The sequence below is a fragment of the Pseudomonas sp. AC255 genome (assembly GCF_979258175.1).
The window spans coordinates 736,342-754,099 of sequence record NZ_OZ409841.1; the positions used below are offsets into that span (position 1 = coordinate 736,342).

Consider the following 17,758-nt stretch of genomic DNA (forward strand, 5'->3'; position numbering starts at 1 on the left):
ACGGAGCAGATTTCGCTGGTCGTCAAAGTAGAAAACAGCGACGGCACTTCGGACAGCGGCGCTGTGTATGTTGCAGTCACCAACTGATCGAATCTGTCAGATCGCAGCGGTCTTTTTCCAGCTCATGTAACTTGTCACCAGTCCGGCCCCCAGCTCGGCGGGCCGAACATCCATCACTGCAACGCCATGAGCAGTCAGCCGCTCATGGAGTTGCGAGCGGGCATTGAGAAAATCGATGGTGCCGCAGTAGGCGAGTGCCTCGGGCAACGTTTGCACCGTGGTCTGGCGCAATGTATCCAACGCCTGTTCACGCAGGCTCGCCACCAGCACCCGATGTTGCGCGCTCAGACGTTTGACTGCGGCCAGCAGTTGCTCGTCTTCATCGCGCAAATTGGTTACCAGCACTACCAGCGCCCGGCGCTTTTGGCGGGCCAATAGCTGATTGGCGGCAGCCTGATAATCGGCGGGGCGCTGAGTGCTCCCAAGGTCATAAACAGCGTTGAGCAAGACATTCAGTTGGCCGCTGCCTTTGACCGGCGCGACATGGCGCGGCTTATCACCGGCAAAGGTACTCATGCCCACCGCATCCCCTTGGCGCAACGCCACATAACTGAGTAACAGGCAGGCATTGAGCGCGTGATCGAAGTGCGACAGCTCACCATCGTGACTGCGCATCTGCCGGCCGCAGTCGAGCATGAAAATGATCTGCTGATCTCTTTCGTCTTCGTACTCGCGGGCAATCGGTGTGCGCTGGCGGGCGGTGGCTTTCCAGTCGATCTGGCGCAGGCTGTCGCCCTCGCGAAATTCGCGCAACTGATGGAATTCCTGACCCTGACCGCGACGTTGTCGCTGGCGCACGCCGAGCTGGCTGAGCCAGTTGTCGACGGCGCGCAACTCGCCGCCGTAAAGCCGGGCGAAGTCCGGGAAGACGCGGGTCTCGTCGCGGACGCTGAGCAGGCGTTTGCCGGACCATAATCCCAAAGGGCTGGGCAGGTTGACTTCGCACTGTTCGAAGCTGAAATGCCCGCGTTCGAGAGGACGCAGACGGTAGCTGATCTGGCTGAAATGGCCGGGTTGAAGCTCGACAAGCATCGGCAGATGTTCAAACGCCAGACCGTCGGGAACGTGGTCGAAGAGTCCAATGGCCAGTGGCTCGGCAAATTCATGGGCCACCTCCAGCTTCACCTCCGCCCAGCGCCCCAATGCCAGGCTGCCGGGCATCTGTCGCTTGATGCGCGGCGAGGTCAGGCGTCTGAGGCGCACAGCGTCGATCACCGCCAAGGCCAGCAGCGCCAGGAGCAAACCCCAGTTGATCGAAATCAGGCTGGACGGGAGGTCGATCTGCAACGCCTGCAAGGCGCCGAGCACGATACTGATAACTACCAGCAGGGCCAGCCAGATCAGCAGCAGCCGAGACGGTTTCACAGGCGCGGCGCCGGCACTTGATCGAGCAATTGCGTGAGCACCTGATCGACCTGCAGGCCTTCGATATCCAGCTCCGGCGCGATGCGCACGCGATGACGCAACACCGCCAGCGCGCAGCCTTTGATGTCATCCGGGATTACAAACTCGCCGCCGCGCAACAACGCCCGGGCACGGGCACAGCGAACCAATGCAATCGAGGCGCGTGGCCCGGCGCCGAGGGTCAGCCCCGGCCAGGTGCGCGTGCTGCGCGCCAGGCGCACGGCGTAATCGAGGACCTGATCGTCCAGCGGCAAGTCACTGGCGATGCGCTGCAAGGCTTGAACATCCTTGGCTTGCAACACCGTGCGCAGCGGTTGCACATCGAGCATGTCGGCGCGGGTCGAACGACAGACCTGACGGACCATGTTCAGCTCCTGATCGGCGTCGGGGTAATCCATGCGCACCTTGAGCATGAAGCGGTCAAGCTCGGCTTCCGGCAGTGGATAGGTGCCTTCCTGTTCGATCGGATTCTGCGTCGCCAGCACCATGAACGGTTGCGCGATGGGCAGGGCGCGACCTTCGAGTGTCACCTGGCGCTCCTGCATGGCTTCGAGCAACGCCGCCTGGGTTTTCGCCGGGGCGCGGTTGATCTCGTCGGCCAGCAGCAGGTTGGTGAACAGCGGGCCTTTGCGCAGCTTGAACTGCTCGGTCTGCAAGTCATACACGGCGTGACCGGTGACGTCGCTGGGCATCAGATCAGGGGTAAACTGGATGCGCGCGAACTCGCCGCCGAAGCATCGCGCCAGTGCCCGCACCAGCAAGGTTTTGCCCAGGCCGGGCACGCCTTCAAGCAGCACGTGGCCGCCGGCAATCAGCGCGGTCAGGACAGCGTCGACCACCGCATCCTGGCCAATCAGCGCCTTGTTCAATTCGTTGCGCACCGCTTGCGCCAACTGGCTGGCACGCTGGCGCTGCTGGGCGGCGTGCGTCGCGCTGCCGGGCTCGATCTGTTCAGTCATAACGCGTTCCTCAAAGTTTGCAGATGAGCGACCTGACGGCTGAATTCGGCGCTGGACAAACGCTGCTTCGGTCGTGGGCTCAGGGCCTGGCTGATGGCGCGGGTGGGTTGCCGGGTCAGGCGCGATAACGCCAGCCATTGCTCGGCCACATTCAATTGATCGAAACCGGGATGGCGGCGGCGGGCGCGGCGCAGGATGTCTTGTTGCAAGGCTTGCAGCAGCGCCTGCTGGCCGTTGTGGCGCAGGAGGAAATCGGCGCTCGCACGCAGATGCTCCAGCAGTTGGCGGCGACCCGCTGGCGCCGGCATTTGCACCGGGCCGTGACGCACGCCGGCCTGCCACAACCACAGGCCGATCAAGGCGAGCAGGGCGACAATGGCCTGCGCAAAGTAGCGCCAGAGCAACGTCCACAGACCATCGTGCGCCGTGTTGTAAACCAGCGTGACGTCGGTGTCGGCGCTCAGATACCAGAGCAGCCAGGCGTTGTCGTATTTGCCGATAGCCGGGGTTTTCCACAGCTCGGCATCGGTGACCACGGTGATCGTGCCGAGGCCGTACACCCGTTGCATCATGTGCGTGGCTTTGGCGCTGTTGGCCCAGGCTTGCGCGACATTGTTCGGGTCGTCGAGGTGGAAGTCGGTGTCGAAACCGGCGTAGGCCGGCGCGTCTTCATCTTCCAGATACAGTTTGGTCAGTTTCGGGAAGCGGTCCTTTTCCCCGTCCTCGGGAGGATCTTTCAAGTCCTTGCTCAGCGATTGGTGCAGTTGCACCTTGTCGAGCAGCAGATCATTACTTTGCCCGGTTTGCGCATCCCACAACGATTCGGCGACGAACACCAGACGTCCTCCGGCGCGAGTCCAGTTCAACACCTGATCGACTTCACGCGGTGTCATCCGGGCGCGCTCGCCGAACAACAACAAGGTGTGGCTGTGCGGATCGATCTGCGGCAGTACCGCCAGGGTCTCGGCGTGACTGACCGCGAGGCCGCGCTCGCGCAGGAACATTTCCGCCGCCAGATAAGGATTGGCTTGCGCGGCAGGCGAGGGGCCGTGATCGATGACTTCCTGATAAGGGCGGGCTTTGAGGTAGAGGAACAGACTCAAGCCGCCAAGCAGCAAAAACGCCAGCGCAGCCAACGACCCGCCAATGCGCCGGTTCAATGCCCGGACCCTTTGCTGAACAATTCACGCCAGCCGTTACACAGCTCTGCTTGCAGGTGCGCGGCTGGAAGTCGGTGCCCGTAGGCCATGTTCTGCCAGTGAACAGTGAGGTTGCGGCTGTAGGCGAGCAGGTCCGGGCGTTGCAATTGCTCGATGCGGTTGAGGATCTGGCTCTCGGTGTCGGCGGCTTTGAGCGTCAGGTTGAAATCATGCAGCAGATGGCTGAGCAGGCCGCGATAGAGCAGGCCCAGCGCGGCGCGAGGTTCGCTCAGCCACAATTGTTCGGCACTGGCGGCGATGTCATCGGGAAGGGTTTCACGGTTCAGATCCAGCCCGAAGACGTGTGGCGGCGCCGGTGGTTTGCTGCGCGAGGGCAGGTTCGGGCGACGACTGACGAAGGCCCGGAGAAATTCGCGATAACGCCAGACCAGCCAGCCCAGCGCGGCAATCAGCGCGCCCCACAACAGCACTTCAATCACGTTCGCCAAGGCATCAAGGTGTCGACCGTCGAGCCAACCGAGAAGGGTTTTCAGCCACTGCGGAGCCTCACCCGGTTGCGCGTCCTTGGCCGGGCTTGCCGGGTCGTCTCCGAAGCGATAGCGGGTGACGCTTTCCTTGTTCTTGAACGGCGGTTGTTCGAGCAGCGACTGGATGCTATCGCGCGAGGCCTGACTGGTCAGCGGCTGATTGAGCAACCGTGGAGCATCCGGCGCATCGCTGGCCCATACCGGTTGCAGGTTCGGCAGCAGCAGACACGCCGCCAGCAACACACCGAGCACGCTGCTGTTCAAACGCTGGCGCAAACGGCGGAAAACCAGCTCGATGTCCCAGGCTTCCAGTTGTGTGCGGCGGTTCAGGTACAGGCTGAAGCCGCAGGCGACATACACCGGTCCCCAGGCCACCAGGATCAGCGCATAAAAAACGTTGGTCAGGTGCTCCAGCCAGCGCCAGTCCTGATCGGCGGCGAGCAGCAGCGACTGCCAGTCCCAGTCGGTTTCGATCTGCTGCGGCAAGAGCATGTAGAACAGCAGCATCAAGCCGATCCACAGTGCGGTTTCCAGATGCACGCCGATAATCGTCAGCCATTGCGCGGCGCCACCGTTGCGTTGCAGCAGCACCTGCAGACGTTGTTGTCTGGCCTCGCCATTCAGGCCTTCGAGTTGCGTCACCGGCAGCACAAAGCTGCGACTCAGACTCAGCCGTCGCCAGGTCAGACTGGCCAGCAGTTGCGGCTTGAGCAGGCGCGGCCACTCGCGCAAGGCTTGTCTGAGGGTTGGCGTTTCACCGAACAGCGCTTTGGAGAGGATGTACATCGGCAGGCGTTCGTAGGCCGGTTTCAGCCACCAGAAAATGAACACCGCCAGTGATGGCCAATCCCACAGCAACAGGCTGAGCAGGGCGAACAGCGGCAGGGTGACGATCGCCCAACTGGTCATCAACAACCGGCGATGCTGCTGGCTCATCAACACGCCCAGGTCCATGGCTTCCCAGGTCGTGCGCGGGCGGATCACTACGCTGGCGTCACTCAGGCGCATGACGAATCCTTCCGGCCAACGACAGATAAACCGCGACGGCCAGCCACAGCGCGGCGCCGACGGCGTATTTGGTCAGCGGCGTGACACTGGTTTTCGACGACCAATAAGCCTCGATGAATGCTGCGATCAACAGGAACAACATCGCCCCACACACCAGCAACACGCTTTTGCGTGCGGCCAGACGCAGCGCCTCGCCCCATGTCAGACGTCCGGGGGCGATCAGCGCCCAGCCCAGCTTGAGGCCCGCCGCGCCGGCGAGGGCAATGGCGCTCAGTTCGAACGCACCGTGACCGATCACGAACGACCAGAAGGTCTGGCTGAAACCGATCTCGCTGAGATGCCCGGCCACCGCGCCGATGATCATGCCGTTGTAAAGCAGGAAAAAACCGCTGCCCACGCCCATCAGCAAACCGCTGGCGAACGTCTGAAAGGCGATGCCCGTGTTGTGCATCACGTAATAGCCGAACATTACCCAGTCTTCGCTGGCCGCACGTTCCGCCGAGCGGCCGAGGTGGCCGGCAACGGGGTCGTACATGCCTTGCATCTCGCGCACCTGCTCGGCCGGGATCAGGTTGTAGATCAGTTCCGGGAACAGATAAACCAGCACGCCAAAACCGATCAGGCTGCCGAAGAACAACAGGCTGGCGGCCGCAACGAAACGCCACTGTTCGCGCACCAGTCGCGGGAAGTCGGCGAGGATGAAGCTGATGATTTGCGCCCCGAGCCGACTGCGATGCCGATAGAGCTGTTGATGGCCGCGCAGTACTTGTTGTTGCAACGAATCGATCAGAAAGCTGCTGTAGCCGCGCGCCTGGGCCAGAGCCAGATGTTGGCAGAGACGCCGATAGGCCTTGGGAAAATCGCTGACTTGCGCTGTCTCCTTGCCTTGTTCTAGGCGTTCGAGCGCCACGGCGAAGCGCTCCCATTCGGCCTTGTGGCGACTTTCGAACAGGCTCTGCTTCATGGGGTCGGCCCCAACAGGCCGCGCGCGATGCCGTTGAGTTCAGACACGGCTTTGGGCGCAGAGATGTGCAGCGGCTGCGCCAGCAATGCCGCCAGCTCGTTGACCCGTGCGGGAGAGAGCTCGGCCTGACGCTCGGCGAAACCGAGTACCGCGCGTTGTTCGCTCAAGGTCAGTGGAACGGAGCAGCGGCGAGGTTCAGCGTCAGGCAGTTGCGGGCGGCTCAGCGGCCGTTCGCTGTAAACCACCAAGGTGCCAGCGGCAATGTCGCCGAGGCGTTTGAAGGTCGGGTGTTGCAGGCAACTGAGCGCACCGAGGAAATAGCCGAAGGGCAGTAGATCGACAAAGCGCAGCAGGTTGCGCAATAGCGAAGCCGACCAACCGATCGGCGTGCCGTCATCGTGCACCACGCGCAAACCCAGCCATTGCTTACCCGGCGAACGGCCCTGACGCAGCACCTCGAACAGCACCATGTACCACCAACTGATGGCAAACAGCAGCAAGGAACCGAGGCCCATGCCGAGCTTGCCGAGAAATGCCAGCGCGATAAACAGCACGCCGAGGATCAAGCCGCGAATGCCCAGATCAATGGCAAACGCCACGGCGCGCACCATCAGCCCAGCGGGGCGCAACGGCAGGTCGATGCCTTCCGGCGTTTCGACCTGATGCCGCGTATCCAGCGGTGCTTTCCTTCGCGGTGCTGTGGGCTCGAGCATGGGCTACCTGATGTTCGCCTGTTCGGGGGGCAAGTGCGCCTGATGCTAGCAGCCTCTCGGGTGTGGGAGCGAGCCTGCTCGCGAATGTGGTGGATCAGTCAGCCTATGTGCAACTGACGGAAAGCCTTCGCGAGCAGGCTCGCTCCCACAAGGGCAATGCATTTCAGTTGTAGGAATCTGGAGAAATTGCTGTTCGAGGGCGACCAGGCTGGCCGTGGCAACCCTGAAACGCCTAGACTTCGCCGATCTTCTGTTCAGGATTCGCCCGTGACTTCAATCTTCTGGTACGACTACGAAACCACTGGCATCAATCCGCGCAACGACCGACCGCTGCAGGTGGCCGGGATTCGCACTGACCACGCGCTCAACGAAATCGACGAGCCGGTCAATCTCTATTGCCAGCCCAGCGAGGACATCCTGCCGCACCCGGCGGCGTGCGCGATCACCGGCATCACCCCGGGCCAGCTCACTGAAAAAGGCCTGAGCGAAGCCGACTTCATGACTCGCGTACATGCGCAACTGGCCGCACCGGGGACCTGTGGCGCCGGTTACAACACCTTGCGTTTCGACGACGAAATGACCCGCTACAGCCTGTATCGCAATTTCTTCGACCCCTATGCCCGTGAATGGCAGGGTGGCAACAGTCGCTGGGATCTGATTGATGTGGTGCGCGCCGCTTACGCATTGCGCCCCGATGGTCTGGTCTGGCCGACCGATGATGAAGGCCGCGTGACCCTCAAGCTCGAACGCCTCACAGCGGCTAACAATATCGATCACGGCCATGCCCACGAGGCGCTGTCGGATGTGCGCGCCACCATCGCGTTGGCGCGGCTGATTCGCGAGAAACAACCCAAGCTCTACGAGTGGCTGTTCCAGTTGCGCAGCAAACAGAAGGTGATGGATCAGATCCGCCTGTTGCAGCCACTGGTGCATGTGTCCGGGCGTTTCTCGGCGGCACGCAGTTATGTCGGCGTGGTGTTGCCGCTGGCCTGGCACCCGAAAAATCGCAACGCCTTGATCGTCTGTGATCTGCATCTTGATCCGCAGGGGTTGCTGGACCTCGATGCGCAAGCCTTGCGTCAGCGTCTTTATACCCGTCGCGATGAGTTGGCCGAAGGTGAGTTGCCGGTGCCGCTCAAACTGATTCATATCAATCGTTGCCCGGTAGTGGCGCCGTTGGCGGTATTGCGCGAGCAAGACCAGCAGCGCCTTGGGCTGGACATGGCGCTTTATCATGAGCGGGCAGTGCGACTAACTGACGCACAACAAGTCTGGAAAGATAAAGTCGCGGCGATTTATGCCAGCGAAGACTTCGTTCCCAGCGAAGATCCCGAGCAGCAGTTGTACGATGGATTTATCGGTGATCGTGATCGTCGTTTATGCGAACAAGTTCGAACGGCGGATCCTGCGCAGTTGGCGCAAGAGCAGTGGCCTTTCGATGATGAACGTTTGCCTGAATTACTTTTTCGATATCGAGCACGCAACTTTCCGGACACCCTGGACGTGGCCGAGCAAGAGCGCTGGAAATTATTTTGTCAGCAGCGCCTTACGCAACCTGAGGCAGGTGCGCCGAATACCGTGCAGTCATTTATCGAGGCGGCAGAGCAATGGTCGCTTAGTGCGACGCCAATGCAGCGAGAGGTACTCAATGACTGGCAGAATTATGTCCAGGCATTACGCAAACGTTTGAATCTGTGAAATCGAACATACCCGTAATTAATCTGCGGGCATAAAAAAACGCCAGCGCTAGCTGGCGTTCTTTTGTTCGCGGATCGCTCTGCGAAGGTGTTGCGGCTTAGCCCAGCAGGGTAGCCCAGCCTTCAACCACGTCGCCGCCCCACTTGGCTTTCCACTCTTTCAGAGTCTTGTGGTTGCCACCTTTGGTTTCGATGACTTCACCGTTGTGCGGGTTTTTGTATTGCTTAACTTTGCGTGCACGCTTGGTGCCGGTAGTTTTCACTGCGCCGCCACGTGGAGCCTTGGATTTGGCTTCTGGATCCAGCAGCGCGATGATGTCACGCAGGGACTTGGAGTATTCACCCATCAGCGTGCGCAGTTTGCCTTCAAATTCCAGTTCGGCTTGCAGTTTGTCGTCTTCGGACAGGTTCTTCAGACGGGCTTGCAGCTCTTTGATGGCTTCTTCGGTGGCGCGATATTCGTTGATCAAGGACATGAGTACTACCTTTTGTAGAATGCTGAATGACAGGGGACAGTGCCGCAATAATAGTCAGGCTGTTTCATCAAGTAAACATTTAGATCGGCTTTTTATTTAAATGAGTTACAGGAATTAGCCGCGCTTTGAATGTTCCGTTAAATAATGTGATGCAGTCAGCACAGATATTTACAGTTGTCTGACAAAAGCCCCGCTAAAGCGTCACGGTCTTGACGTAAGACCTGCGCCAGAAAGCCGTTTGTCCATGCTTTGTCCCACCCGGCGCGTATGCGTACTGCAGTTTTCCTGCGCAGTCGCTAGAATGGCGGCCTTTGTGAAGTTCTGGAGTTTCCCCCTCATGCGCACTTTTCGGCTGGTGATCTCTTGCCCGGACCGCGTTGGCATCGTTGCCAAAGTCAGTAATTTTCTGGCCTCTCATAATGGCTGGATCACCGAAGCGAGCCACCACTCTGACAATCAAGTGGGCTGGTTCTTCATGCGTCACGAAATCCGTGCCGATTCCCTGCCGTTCGGTATTGAAGAGTTGCGCGAGAAGTTCGCGCCGATCGCCGAAGAGTTCTCGATGGACTGGCGCATCACCGACACCGAGCAGAAAAAACGCGTGGTGCTGATGGCCAGCCGCGAATCCCACTGCCTGGCCGACCTGCTGCACCGCTGGCACAGCGATGAACTGGATTGCGAAATCGCCTGCGTGATCTCCAACCATGACGACCTGCGCAGCATGGTCGAGTGGCACGGCATCCCTTACTACCACGTGCCGGTCAATCCGCAGGACAAGCAGCCAGCATTCGACGAAGTATCGCGGCTGGTCAAACAGCACGACGCCGAAGTGGTGGTGCTGGCGCGCTACATGCAGATCCTGCCGCCGGACATGTGCCGCGAGTACGCGCACAAAGTCATCAACATTCACCACAGCTTCCTGCCATCGTTCGTCGGCGCCAAGCCGTATCACCAGGCGTCCCTGCGCGGCGTCAAGCTGATCGGCGCAACCTGCCACTATGTCACTGAAGAGCTGGACGCCGGCCCGATCATCGAGCAGGACGTGGTGCGTGTCAGCCACAGCGACAGCATCGAAGACATGGTGCGTTTCGGCCGTGACGTCGAGAAGATGGTGCTGGCCCGTGGTCTGCGTTATCACTTGGAAGACCGCGTGCTGGTGCACGGCAACAAGACAGTCGTGTTCTGATCGAGCACGACACGCTTGAAAAACCAAGGGCCTGGGCGTTGAATCGCTTAGGCCCTTGTCATTTGAGCCCGAGGAAAAGTCATGAGCGATCCACTGGACAAAGCCACCTCCAAAGCGCCCGCCACTCTCGGCGAGGGTTGCCTGAGTCGTTACGACCCGGATGACATGAGCCCGGACGACGGCACCGAATTCCCCGGTGCCGCCGAGCTTTGGGAGCAGCTCCAACAAGAGCAGGACGAACCTAAGAAGCCTGCCTGACGTTCATCAACTTCTTCAGCAACGGCTTGCCCAGCATCAACACGAACACCGGGCCGCCAACCAGCAGATAGAAGTAATACGTCACCACGCGCCAGATCAGGATCGCCGCCGCTGCGGTGGATTTGCCCACCATCGGCGCGAGCAGCGCAGCCGAGGTCAGCTCTGCCGCACCGGCACCGCCGGGTAACAGACTGAACTGGCCGGCGCCCAGCGAGAGCATCTGCACCAGAAAGCTCCACGCCCACTGCAAATCCGCGCCGAGCCCGCGCAGGGCCAGATACAGCACGCTGTAGCGCAGCAGCCAGTGCACGCAGGTCAGGGCGAACACCTGAACCAGCGTCTGCCAGGGCAACTTCAAGGTATCGGTAAACGCTGCGAGAAAGTGCAGCAACTTGCGCGCCCAGCGTCGACGAGTGCGTGCCGTCACGTTCATCCCCGCCAACAGCCGCCCGCTCAGGCGAATCAACGCTCGGTGATAACGCGCGATCAACACGCAACTGAACAACCCCCCAAACAACGAAACGGCGCTGACGGTCAGCAGCCACTCGAGGCGATCGCTCAGGTGCTGGAACAGCGCATAGATCAGAATCCCGCTGAGTGCGCAGAGAAAGAACAGCAGATCGCTGAGCTGATCCATGGCAAACACCGCGCTGCCCCGCGCCGGACGCACGCCGCACCGGGCGAGCAATGCCATGATCGTCAGCGGTCCGCCACTACCGCCGGGCGTGGCGCAGTACGCGAACTCGGCCGCCATCACCACGCCGAGGCTTTTCAAGGGCGCGACTTTTTCTCGCTGGTCGCCGAGCAACAAACGCAAGCGCAGCGTATTGATCCCCCAGCAGAGCAGAATCATGCCGAACATGATCAACAGCCAGTTCAGCGGAAAACTGCGCAGGCGCGACCAGGTCTCGCCGCCGCCGAGCAGTACCGGAATCAGCACCGCCGCGAGCAGACCGATCAGCAACAACAGGCTGCGCTTCATGCTGCGCGTTCCAGCTGACCGCGCTGTCGGGTCAGCCAGTCGATTTTGGTCAGCGGCACGCGTCCCTCCGCCAGCAGGCGTTGCAGCGTGTGCAACCAGTAATCGCGAGAAAAGCGGTGACGCATGTCCACCGGATGCAGGCCCAGACGAATCACCGATGCCTCGCGCCAGCGCTGTTCACGCTGGTCGCTGACGATTTTCGACAAGCCACGACGCCAGGCACTGCGCGCACTCCACACCAGCCCCGGTGCATCGATGGCGCTGAAGTCGGGCAAGCGATAAAGGTGCTGCGGATCGCTGGTGTAGCTGAGCGGCAATTCGCGCAAGGCCTGACGGGCGCCGTCGCTCATCAGCCAGGCCGGGGCGACGAAGCCGTGCACCGGCCAGTCGTAGCGCTGAAACATGTCCAGACCTGCGTGCAGGCGGGCAAGGGCAGCTTCGCGGGACAGGCGGTAAAACTCGCCTTCGTGGGTGTAGACCCGGCGCATGAACCAGTCGCGCGGGGTGTTTGGCATGGATTCCTGATCGTCGTGGTAGTAGCCGTGCAGCGCCAGTTCATCGCCTCGGGCGACCCTGGCATCGAGCACTCGGCGAAACGCCGGGTTGGCGTCAAGCGCATCGTGGCGATGGAAATCCGGCACCACCAGCCAAGTCATTGGTACATCGCCCAAGGCATCGACAGCCTCGACGAAGGGCTTGTAATCCGCCCACGTCGAGGGCGCCACATCATGCAACACCAGACATACGGCTTTCATGTGTTCAACCATTGGCCACCCGTGGCAGCGTATGGCCGAGCACGGCGTGGTAGTGGCTGAGCAGGCTGTCGACCACGGTGTCCCAGGCATAATGCCGTTCGACGTGCTGGCGCGCCTGTTGACCGAGGCGGGCGCAGCCGCGACTGAACAGCTCGCGCACGGCATTGGCCATGGCCTGCGGATTGTTCGGCGCACAGAGCAGGCCGCAGGAATCGTTGACGATCTCTTCAAACGCCCCGGCCGCCACCGCCACCACGGGAATGCCGCAGGCCATGGCCTCAAGGATGACCAGGCCGAAGGTTTCCTGGTCGCCGGCATGCAGCAGCGCATCGGCGCTGGCCATCAGCCGCGCGACTTTCGGCGCCGGGCAGAATTCGTCGATGACGCTGACGTTGTCCGGCACCGCCGCAGGCATCGACGAGCCGACCAACAACAAGTGATAGCGCGGACCGAGGCGCTGCATGCACTTGAGCAGCACCGGCAGGTTTTTCTCCTTGGAACCGCGCCCGGCAAAGATCAGCAGGCGCGTGTCTTCGGCAATGCCCAGCTCGGCCCGCAGCCCGGGGTCGCGGGCGTCGGGATGGAAGGTGTGCAGATCCACGCCCAGCGGTTGCACATGGACATTGCGCACGCCAAGCCCGATGAGCTTGTCGGCCATGACCTGGCTCGGCGCGAGAACGCGGTCGAAATTGCCGTAGAGACGCGTGACATAAGCCTCGACATTCGGTGTGACCCAATGGCCCATGCGATTGCCCGCCAGCAGCGGCAGATCCGAGTGATAAAAGCCGATCACCGGAACGTCCAGCTGCCGCCGCGCATCCAGCGCCGCCCATGCGGTGAGGTAGGGATCGCCGACTTCGATCAGATCCGGCTGCAAATCCTGCAGGACGTTTCGCCATGGCGCCAGCCGCAGCGGGAAGCGATAGCCTTTGCCAAAGGGCAGGGCGGGCGCTGGAACCGTATAAATGCCGTCATGTTCACCCAGTCTCGCGCCGGGGATCAGCAGGCTGTGGCGAATGGCGTTGCGCTCGCCAAGGCGACGGTGTTTGGCATCCAGATAAGTCCGCACGCCTCCGCTGGCCGGGGCGTAGAACATGGTGATGTCGGCGATATGCACGGTGAGCAACCCTCCGCTGTGTTGTTCTCCCTTGATTGACCTTTATCCAGAATAGATGTTCGGTCGGGATTGCGCGGTGGGGTGTCACTCGGGTTTTGTTGAAAGGTAGATATTCGCGAGCAGGCTCGCTCCCACAATGGAATGCATTTTCCCTGTGGGAGCGAGCCTGCTCGCGAAGCGGCCAGTCGTCGCAGCTTAAATCCTGAAGCTGCCCACCAACTGCTTGAGACGCGAAGCCTGCTGCTCCAGATCCGAACAAGCGCGCAACGTCGCTTGCAGGTTCTCCACGCCTTCCTGGTTCAGCGTGTTGATCTCGGTGATATCGACATTGATCGACTCGACCACAGCGGTTTGTTCTTCGGTCGCCGTCGCCACCGACTGGTTCATCCCGTCAATCTCGCCAATGCGCAGGGTCACGCTGTTCAGCCGTTCGCCGGCGAGGTTGGCGATCTCGACGCTGTCCTGGCTGTGACGCTGGCTATCGCTCATGGTGCTCACCGACTCACGGGCGCCGACTTGCAGCTCCTCGATCATGGTCTGCACCTGTTGGGCCGATTCCTGAGTGCGGTGCGCGAGGTTGCGCACTTCGTCGGCCACCACGGCAAAACCACGACCGGCCTCACCGGCGCGTGCCGCTTCGATCGCCGCGTTCAGCGCCAACAGGTTGGTCTGCTGGGAAATGCTGGTGATCACTTCGAGAATCTGGCCGATGTTGACGGTCTTGCTGTTCAGCGACTCGATGTTGGTGCTCGACGCGCTGAGCATGCTCGACAGCTGGTTCATCGCTTTGATGCTGCGCTCCACCACTTGCTGGCCATCTTCGGCCAGACCCCTGGCATCGCTGGCCTGATTCGACGCTTGCGCGGCGTTGCGGGCGATTTCCTGGGCGGCGGCGCCGAGCTGATTGATCGCGGCAGCAACGCTGCTGGTGCGCGAGGCTTGCTGGTCGGAGTTGTACATCGACGAGTTCGACGCAGCGACCACGCGCAGGGCGACCTCGTTGACCTGGCCGGTGGCCGAGGACACTTCGCGGATCGAACCGTGAATACGCTCGACGAAGCGGTTGAATGCGGTGCCGAGGATGCCGAATTCATCGTTATTGACGATGTTCAGGCGTTTGGTCAGGTCGCCTTCGCCGTCGGCGATGTCTTCCATGGCGCGGGTCATCACGTGCAGCGGCTGGATCAGCAGGCGGATGAGCATGCCGAGCAGGGCAATGATGATTACCACGGCAATGATGGTTGCGATTACCGCTGAGGTGCGGAATTCGCTGAGCATCGCGTAGGCCTGGTCTTTATCGATCGACAGACCGATGTACCAGTTCACCGACGGCAGGCCTTTGATCGGAGCGAAGGTGACGATGCGGGTTTTGCCATCAACTGTCACTTCGCTGAAATCGCTGCTGATGCGCGGCGTGTCTTGTGGGTAGGCTTCTTTGAGCGACTTCATTACCAGGGCCTTGTCCGGGTGGACGAGGATCTTGCCGTCGGCGCTGATCAGAAACGCATAGCCCATGCCGTCGAAATCCCGCGCGGCGAGGGTGTCGATCAGCGATTGCAGGCTGAGGTCGCCGCCGACCACGCCGACGCTCTGCCCGGCCTTTTTCGACGCGGTGGCGATGGAAATGATCAACTGGCCGGTGGCCGCATCGATGTAGGGTTCGGTCAGGGTCGAGGTGCTGCTGCTTTCGGCACCTTTATACCAAGGGCGTACGCGCGGATCGAAACCGTCCGGCATCTTCACGTCCGGGCGGATGGTGAAATGCCCGGTGGCATCGCCCAGGTAGGTGGCCATGAACGTCGAGGTCAGGCTTTTCTGTTCCAGCAGGCTGGCGACCGTGGCAGGTTCCGGGTTGATGGCGATGTTCTGCGCGGCGTTCTCGATCAGCAGAATGCGCCCGCTGAGCCAGGTCTGGATGTTGCCGGCGGTGACCTCGCCCATTTCATTGAGGTAGTTGTTCAGATCATCGCGGATCGCATTGCGCTGCAGCCAGTCGTTGTACAACGTGAACGAGGCAAAAGCGGCAATGACGATGAGAGCGGCGGCAAGCAAAATCTTATGGCTGAAGCGCAGGTTTTTGTTCATGGCTTGGGGTTCCGCTAAGGTCTTAATGTCCTGGGCGTGCTTTGATAGAGACGCGCACTATGGGCAAGGTTGAAAAATTGATATTTCCGGCTCTCCTTAGGGAAATGTCCGACCCGGTTTTCTGGCGGGTCTGTCCAATTTATGTATCGGCCATGTGTCATCAAAGATTAACCATTGGGTGAGAAAATGCCTGACTCCTCGCAACTCGTTATCGGCGCTGATCCGGCCGCGCAACCCATCGCTCAGGCCATGCGCCTGGCCAACCGCCACGGCCTGATCGCCGGCGCCACCGGCACCGGTAAAACCGTGACCTTGCAGCGCTTGGCCGAAGCGTTCAGCGACGCCGGTGTGGCAGTGTTCGCTGCCGACATCAAGGGCGACCTGTGCGGCCTCGGTGCTGCCGGCAACCCGCAGGGCAAAGTGGCCGAGCGCATCGCCGGCATGCCCTGGCTCGGTCACACGCCGCAGGCTTATCCCGTGACGCTGTGGGACATCCACGGCGAATCCGGACATCCGCTGCGCACCACGTTGAGCGAAATGGGCCCGTTGCTGATCGGCAGCCTGCTCGAGCTGACCGACAGTCAGCAGTCGGCCCTGTACGCGGCCTTCAAGGTGGCGGATCGCGAAGGGCTGTTGCTGCTGGATCTCAAGGATCTGAAAGCGCTGCTCAATCACCTCAAGGACAATCCACAGTTGCTCGGCGAAGACGCCGCGCTGATGACCACCGGTTCCAGCCAGGCGCTGCTGCGCCGGTTGGCGACGCTGGAACAGCAGGGCGCCGAAGCCCTGTTCGGCGAGCCGGCGCTGCAACTCGAAGACATTCTGCAACCGGGCGCCGATGGCCGTGGACGTATCCATCTGCTCGATGCCAGTCGGCTGGTGCACGAGGCGCCGAAGGTTTACGCAACGTTCCTGCTGTGGCTGCTGGCCGAGTTGTTCGAGCAACTGCCCGAGCGCGGCGACGCCGACAAACCGCTGCTGGCGCTGTTTTTCGACGAGGCGCACTTACTGTTCGGCGACACGCCCAAAGCTCTGCAAGAACGGCTTGAGCAAGTGGTGCGTTTGATTCGTTCCAAAGGCGTTGGCGTGTATTTCGTCACCCAGTCGCCGGCGGATCTGCCGGATGACGTGCTGGCGCAGTTGGGCTTGCGTATTCAACACGGCCTGCGTGCGTTCACCGCCAAAGAGCAGAAATCCCTGCGCGCCGTGGCGGATGGCTTTCGGCCGAATCCGGCGTTCGACAGTCTGTCGGTGCTGACTGAGTTAGGTATTGGTGAGGCGCTGGTCGGCACGCTGACCGAGAAGGGCACGCCGGAAATGGTCCAGCGCGTGCTGGTGGCACCGCCGCAATCGCGGATCGGCCCGCTGACTGAAACCGAGCGCACCGTGCTGATCGCTGGCTCGCCGTTCAAGGGCCGTTATGACAAGCCGATCGATCGCGAATCGGCCTATGAAATCCTGATGGGACGCAAAGGGCTGGCGCCCGAGGCTGAAACACCAGCGGGCAAACCAGCGGCCGCAGAGCCGAGCCTGGCTGACCGCGCTGGCGAATTCCTCGGCACGGCGGCAGGGCAGGCGCTGAAATCGGCGATGCGCCAGGCGGCCAATAATCTCGGCAAGCAGTTGGTGCGCGGGTTGATGGGGTCGCTGCTCGGCGGCAGCAAGCGCCGCTAAAAGCAAAGATCGCAGCCTTCGGCAGCTCCTACAGTTGAAATGCATTCATTCTGTAGGAGCTGCCGAAGGCTGCGATCTTTTGATTTTGCTTCAGGCTTTCCCCTTGGCATGCGCCGCCAGCCGCTCCAGCGCCGCGCGCAATCCCGGATCGCTGATCCCGTCGGCCGTCGACTGAATCGTCTCTGCCGCACTGCTCGACAGATCCATGGTGTGCCCAACTGCCCGATGCTGCACGATCGGTGGGCGCACGCTGAATTTGATCCGCGTCAGGTTGGCGAACTCTTCGAACAGTTGCAGTTGCCGTTGCAGGCGTTTCTGCTGATAGCGCAGGCGCGTCGCCCAGTGACCGTCAGTGACCACCAGCGACAGCTCGCCTTCGCGCCATTTGGCCACCCGGCAATGCTCGCGGGCAGCCGGTTGCAGCTGGCTTTCGAGCAGGCGCTGCAAATGCTCCAGGCGCTGGGCATGGCCGAGGATGGCTTTGAGCGGTTTGGCTTCGCGTAGCAGAACGGCGGGTGCTCTGGCCGTGAGAGGGCGAAACGCCATGATCGAACACCTGAAAGTCACAGAGGCGCCATGGTAGCAGAAAGCTGCGGAACCTCTGGGCCATTGCTTTTGTCCCTGATTTGCTCATTAAATCAACGCCTGACTTCTTTCCCCCGACGGGTTGAAGTTGAGCAAAACGCCCCTATTTTAAGTGAGCCCCGTCAAAGCGCAGTGCCAGCATCGTGGA

16 protein-coding genes and 1 pseudogene are annotated in these 17,758 nt (G+C 61.2%); 4 read left to right on the forward strand and 13 right to left on the reverse strand.

What is annotated here, in order from left to right; all coding sequences use genetic code 11:
* Positions 1-96 precede the first annotated feature (96 nt).
* The 6 genes from ACZZ0K_RS03445 to ACZZ0K_RS03470 are packed head-to-tail and all read right to left on the reverse strand — an operon-like array spanning position 97 to position 6,795.
* Positions 97-1,425 carry a DUF58 domain-containing protein gene (locus ACZZ0K_RS03445; RefSeq protein WP_258707115.1) on the reverse strand — a complete coding sequence of 443 codons (1,329 nt, stop codon included), beginning with the start codon at positions 1,423-1,425 and terminating at the stop codon, positions 97-99.
* Positions 1,422-2,423, reverse strand: a complete 1,002-nt coding sequence (locus ACZZ0K_RS03450) for an AAA family ATPase (RefSeq protein WP_041479813.1) — start codon at positions 2,421-2,423, stop codon at positions 1,422-1,424. Before ACZZ0K_RS03450 ends, ACZZ0K_RS03445 begins: the two co-directional genes overlap by 4 nt.
* Positions 2,420-3,583 (reverse strand): DUF4350 domain-containing protein, encoded by a 1,164-nt coding sequence (locus ACZZ0K_RS03455; protein ID WP_056787859.1) that lies wholly within the window; start codon positions 3,581-3,583, stop codon positions 2,420-2,422. Before ACZZ0K_RS03455 ends, ACZZ0K_RS03450 begins: the two co-directional genes overlap by 4 nt.
* Complete coding sequence (locus tag ACZZ0K_RS03460; RefSeq protein ID WP_258707114.1) at positions 3,580-5,118, reverse strand: DUF4129 domain-containing protein; 1,539 nt, start codon at positions 5,116-5,118, stop codon at positions 3,580-3,582. Before ACZZ0K_RS03460 ends, ACZZ0K_RS03455 begins: the two co-directional genes overlap by 4 nt.
* Positions 5,105-6,082: a stage II sporulation protein M gene (locus tag ACZZ0K_RS03465; RefSeq protein WP_236168315.1), complete on the reverse strand. Its 978-nt coding sequence runs from the start codon at positions 6,080-6,082 to the stop codon at positions 5,105-5,107. The genes ACZZ0K_RS03460 and ACZZ0K_RS03465 overlap by 14 nt, the downstream gene beginning before the upstream one ends.
* Positions 6,079-6,795 (reverse strand): RDD family protein, encoded by a 717-nt coding sequence (locus tag ACZZ0K_RS03470; protein ID WP_258707113.1) that lies wholly within the window; start codon positions 6,793-6,795, stop codon positions 6,079-6,081. The genes ACZZ0K_RS03465 and ACZZ0K_RS03470 overlap by 4 nt, the downstream gene beginning before the upstream one ends.
* A 267-nt stretch (positions 6,796-7,062) precedes the next feature.
* Here ACZZ0K_RS03470 and sbcB point away from each other — a divergent pair, with 267 nt between their 5' ends.
* Positions 7,063-8,493 (forward strand): exodeoxyribonuclease I, encoded by a 1,431-nt coding sequence (gene sbcB / locus ACZZ0K_RS03475; protein WP_258707112.1) that lies wholly within the window; start codon positions 7,063-7,065, stop codon positions 8,491-8,493.
* Between the two features lie 97 nt (positions 8,494-8,590).
* Here sbcB and mvaT read toward each other — a convergent pair whose 3' ends face one another.
* Positions 8,591-8,968, reverse strand: a complete 378-nt coding sequence (mvaT, locus tag ACZZ0K_RS03480; protein WP_016773476.1) for a histone-like nucleoid-structuring protein MvaT — start codon at positions 8,966-8,968, stop codon at positions 8,591-8,593.
* 337 nt (positions 8,969-9,305) lie between these two features.
* Between mvaT and purU the strand changes: the two genes are divergently transcribed.
* Positions 9,306-10,154: a formyltetrahydrofolate deformylase gene (purU, locus tag ACZZ0K_RS03485; protein ID WP_041479808.1), complete on the forward strand. Its 849-nt coding sequence runs from the start codon at positions 9,306-9,308 to the stop codon at positions 10,152-10,154.
* Positions 10,155-10,235: 81 nt separating this feature from the next.
* Positions 10,236-10,412, forward strand: coding sequence for a hypothetical protein (locus tag ACZZ0K_RS03490; RefSeq protein ID WP_016773478.1), 177 nt, complete (start codon positions 10,236-10,238; stop codon positions 10,410-10,412).
* Here ACZZ0K_RS03490 and ACZZ0K_RS03495 read toward each other — a convergent pair.
* The 5 genes and pseudogenes from ACZZ0K_RS03495 to ACZZ0K_RS03515 form a co-directional block, all read right to left on the reverse strand.
* Positions 10,396-11,394, reverse strand: coding sequence for a lysylphosphatidylglycerol synthase transmembrane domain-containing protein (locus ACZZ0K_RS03495; protein WP_137214015.1), 999 nt, complete (start codon positions 11,392-11,394; stop codon positions 10,396-10,398). The two genes, ACZZ0K_RS03490 and ACZZ0K_RS03495, sit on opposite strands and share 17 nt — an antisense overlap.
* Complete coding sequence (locus tag ACZZ0K_RS03500; protein ID WP_252884744.1) at positions 11,391-12,161, reverse strand: DUF2334 domain-containing protein; 771 nt, start codon at positions 12,159-12,161, stop codon at positions 11,391-11,393. The genes ACZZ0K_RS03495 and ACZZ0K_RS03500 overlap by 4 nt, the downstream gene beginning before the upstream one ends.
* The gene (locus ACZZ0K_RS03505) at positions 12,154-13,245 is read right to left on the reverse strand and encodes a glycosyltransferase family 4 protein (protein WP_172834033.1); all 1,092 of its coding nucleotides are present in this window, start codon (positions 13,243-13,245) and stop codon (positions 12,154-12,156) included. The genes ACZZ0K_RS03500 and ACZZ0K_RS03505 overlap by 8 nt, the downstream gene beginning before the upstream one ends.
* 216 nt (positions 13,246-13,461) lie before the next feature.
* The gene (locus ACZZ0K_RS03510) at positions 13,462-14,226 is read right to left on the reverse strand and encodes a methyl-accepting chemotaxis protein (protein ID WP_425375757.1); all 765 of its coding nucleotides are present in this window, start codon (positions 14,224-14,226) and stop codon (positions 13,462-13,464) included.
* Between the two features lie 93 nt (positions 14,227-14,319).
* Positions 14,320-15,351: pseudogene (locus tag ACZZ0K_RS03515) on the reverse strand (HAMP domain-containing protein); the annotation flags it as partial.
* A 186-nt stretch (positions 15,352-15,537) separates the two neighbouring features.
* Here ACZZ0K_RS03515 and ACZZ0K_RS03520 point away from each other — a divergent pair.
* Complete coding sequence (locus ACZZ0K_RS03520) at positions 15,538-17,025, forward strand: helicase HerA-like domain-containing protein (protein WP_252868164.1); 1,488 nt, start codon at positions 15,538-15,540, stop codon at positions 17,023-17,025.
* 90 nt (positions 17,026-17,115) lie between these two features.
* Here the strand turns inward: ACZZ0K_RS03520 and ACZZ0K_RS03525 are convergent, their stop codons facing one another.
* Positions 17,116-17,571 (reverse strand): DUF721 domain-containing protein, encoded by a 456-nt coding sequence (locus ACZZ0K_RS03525; RefSeq protein WP_071173369.1) that lies wholly within the window; start codon positions 17,569-17,571, stop codon positions 17,116-17,118.
* Between the last annotated feature and the right edge of the window lie 187 nt (positions 17,572-17,758).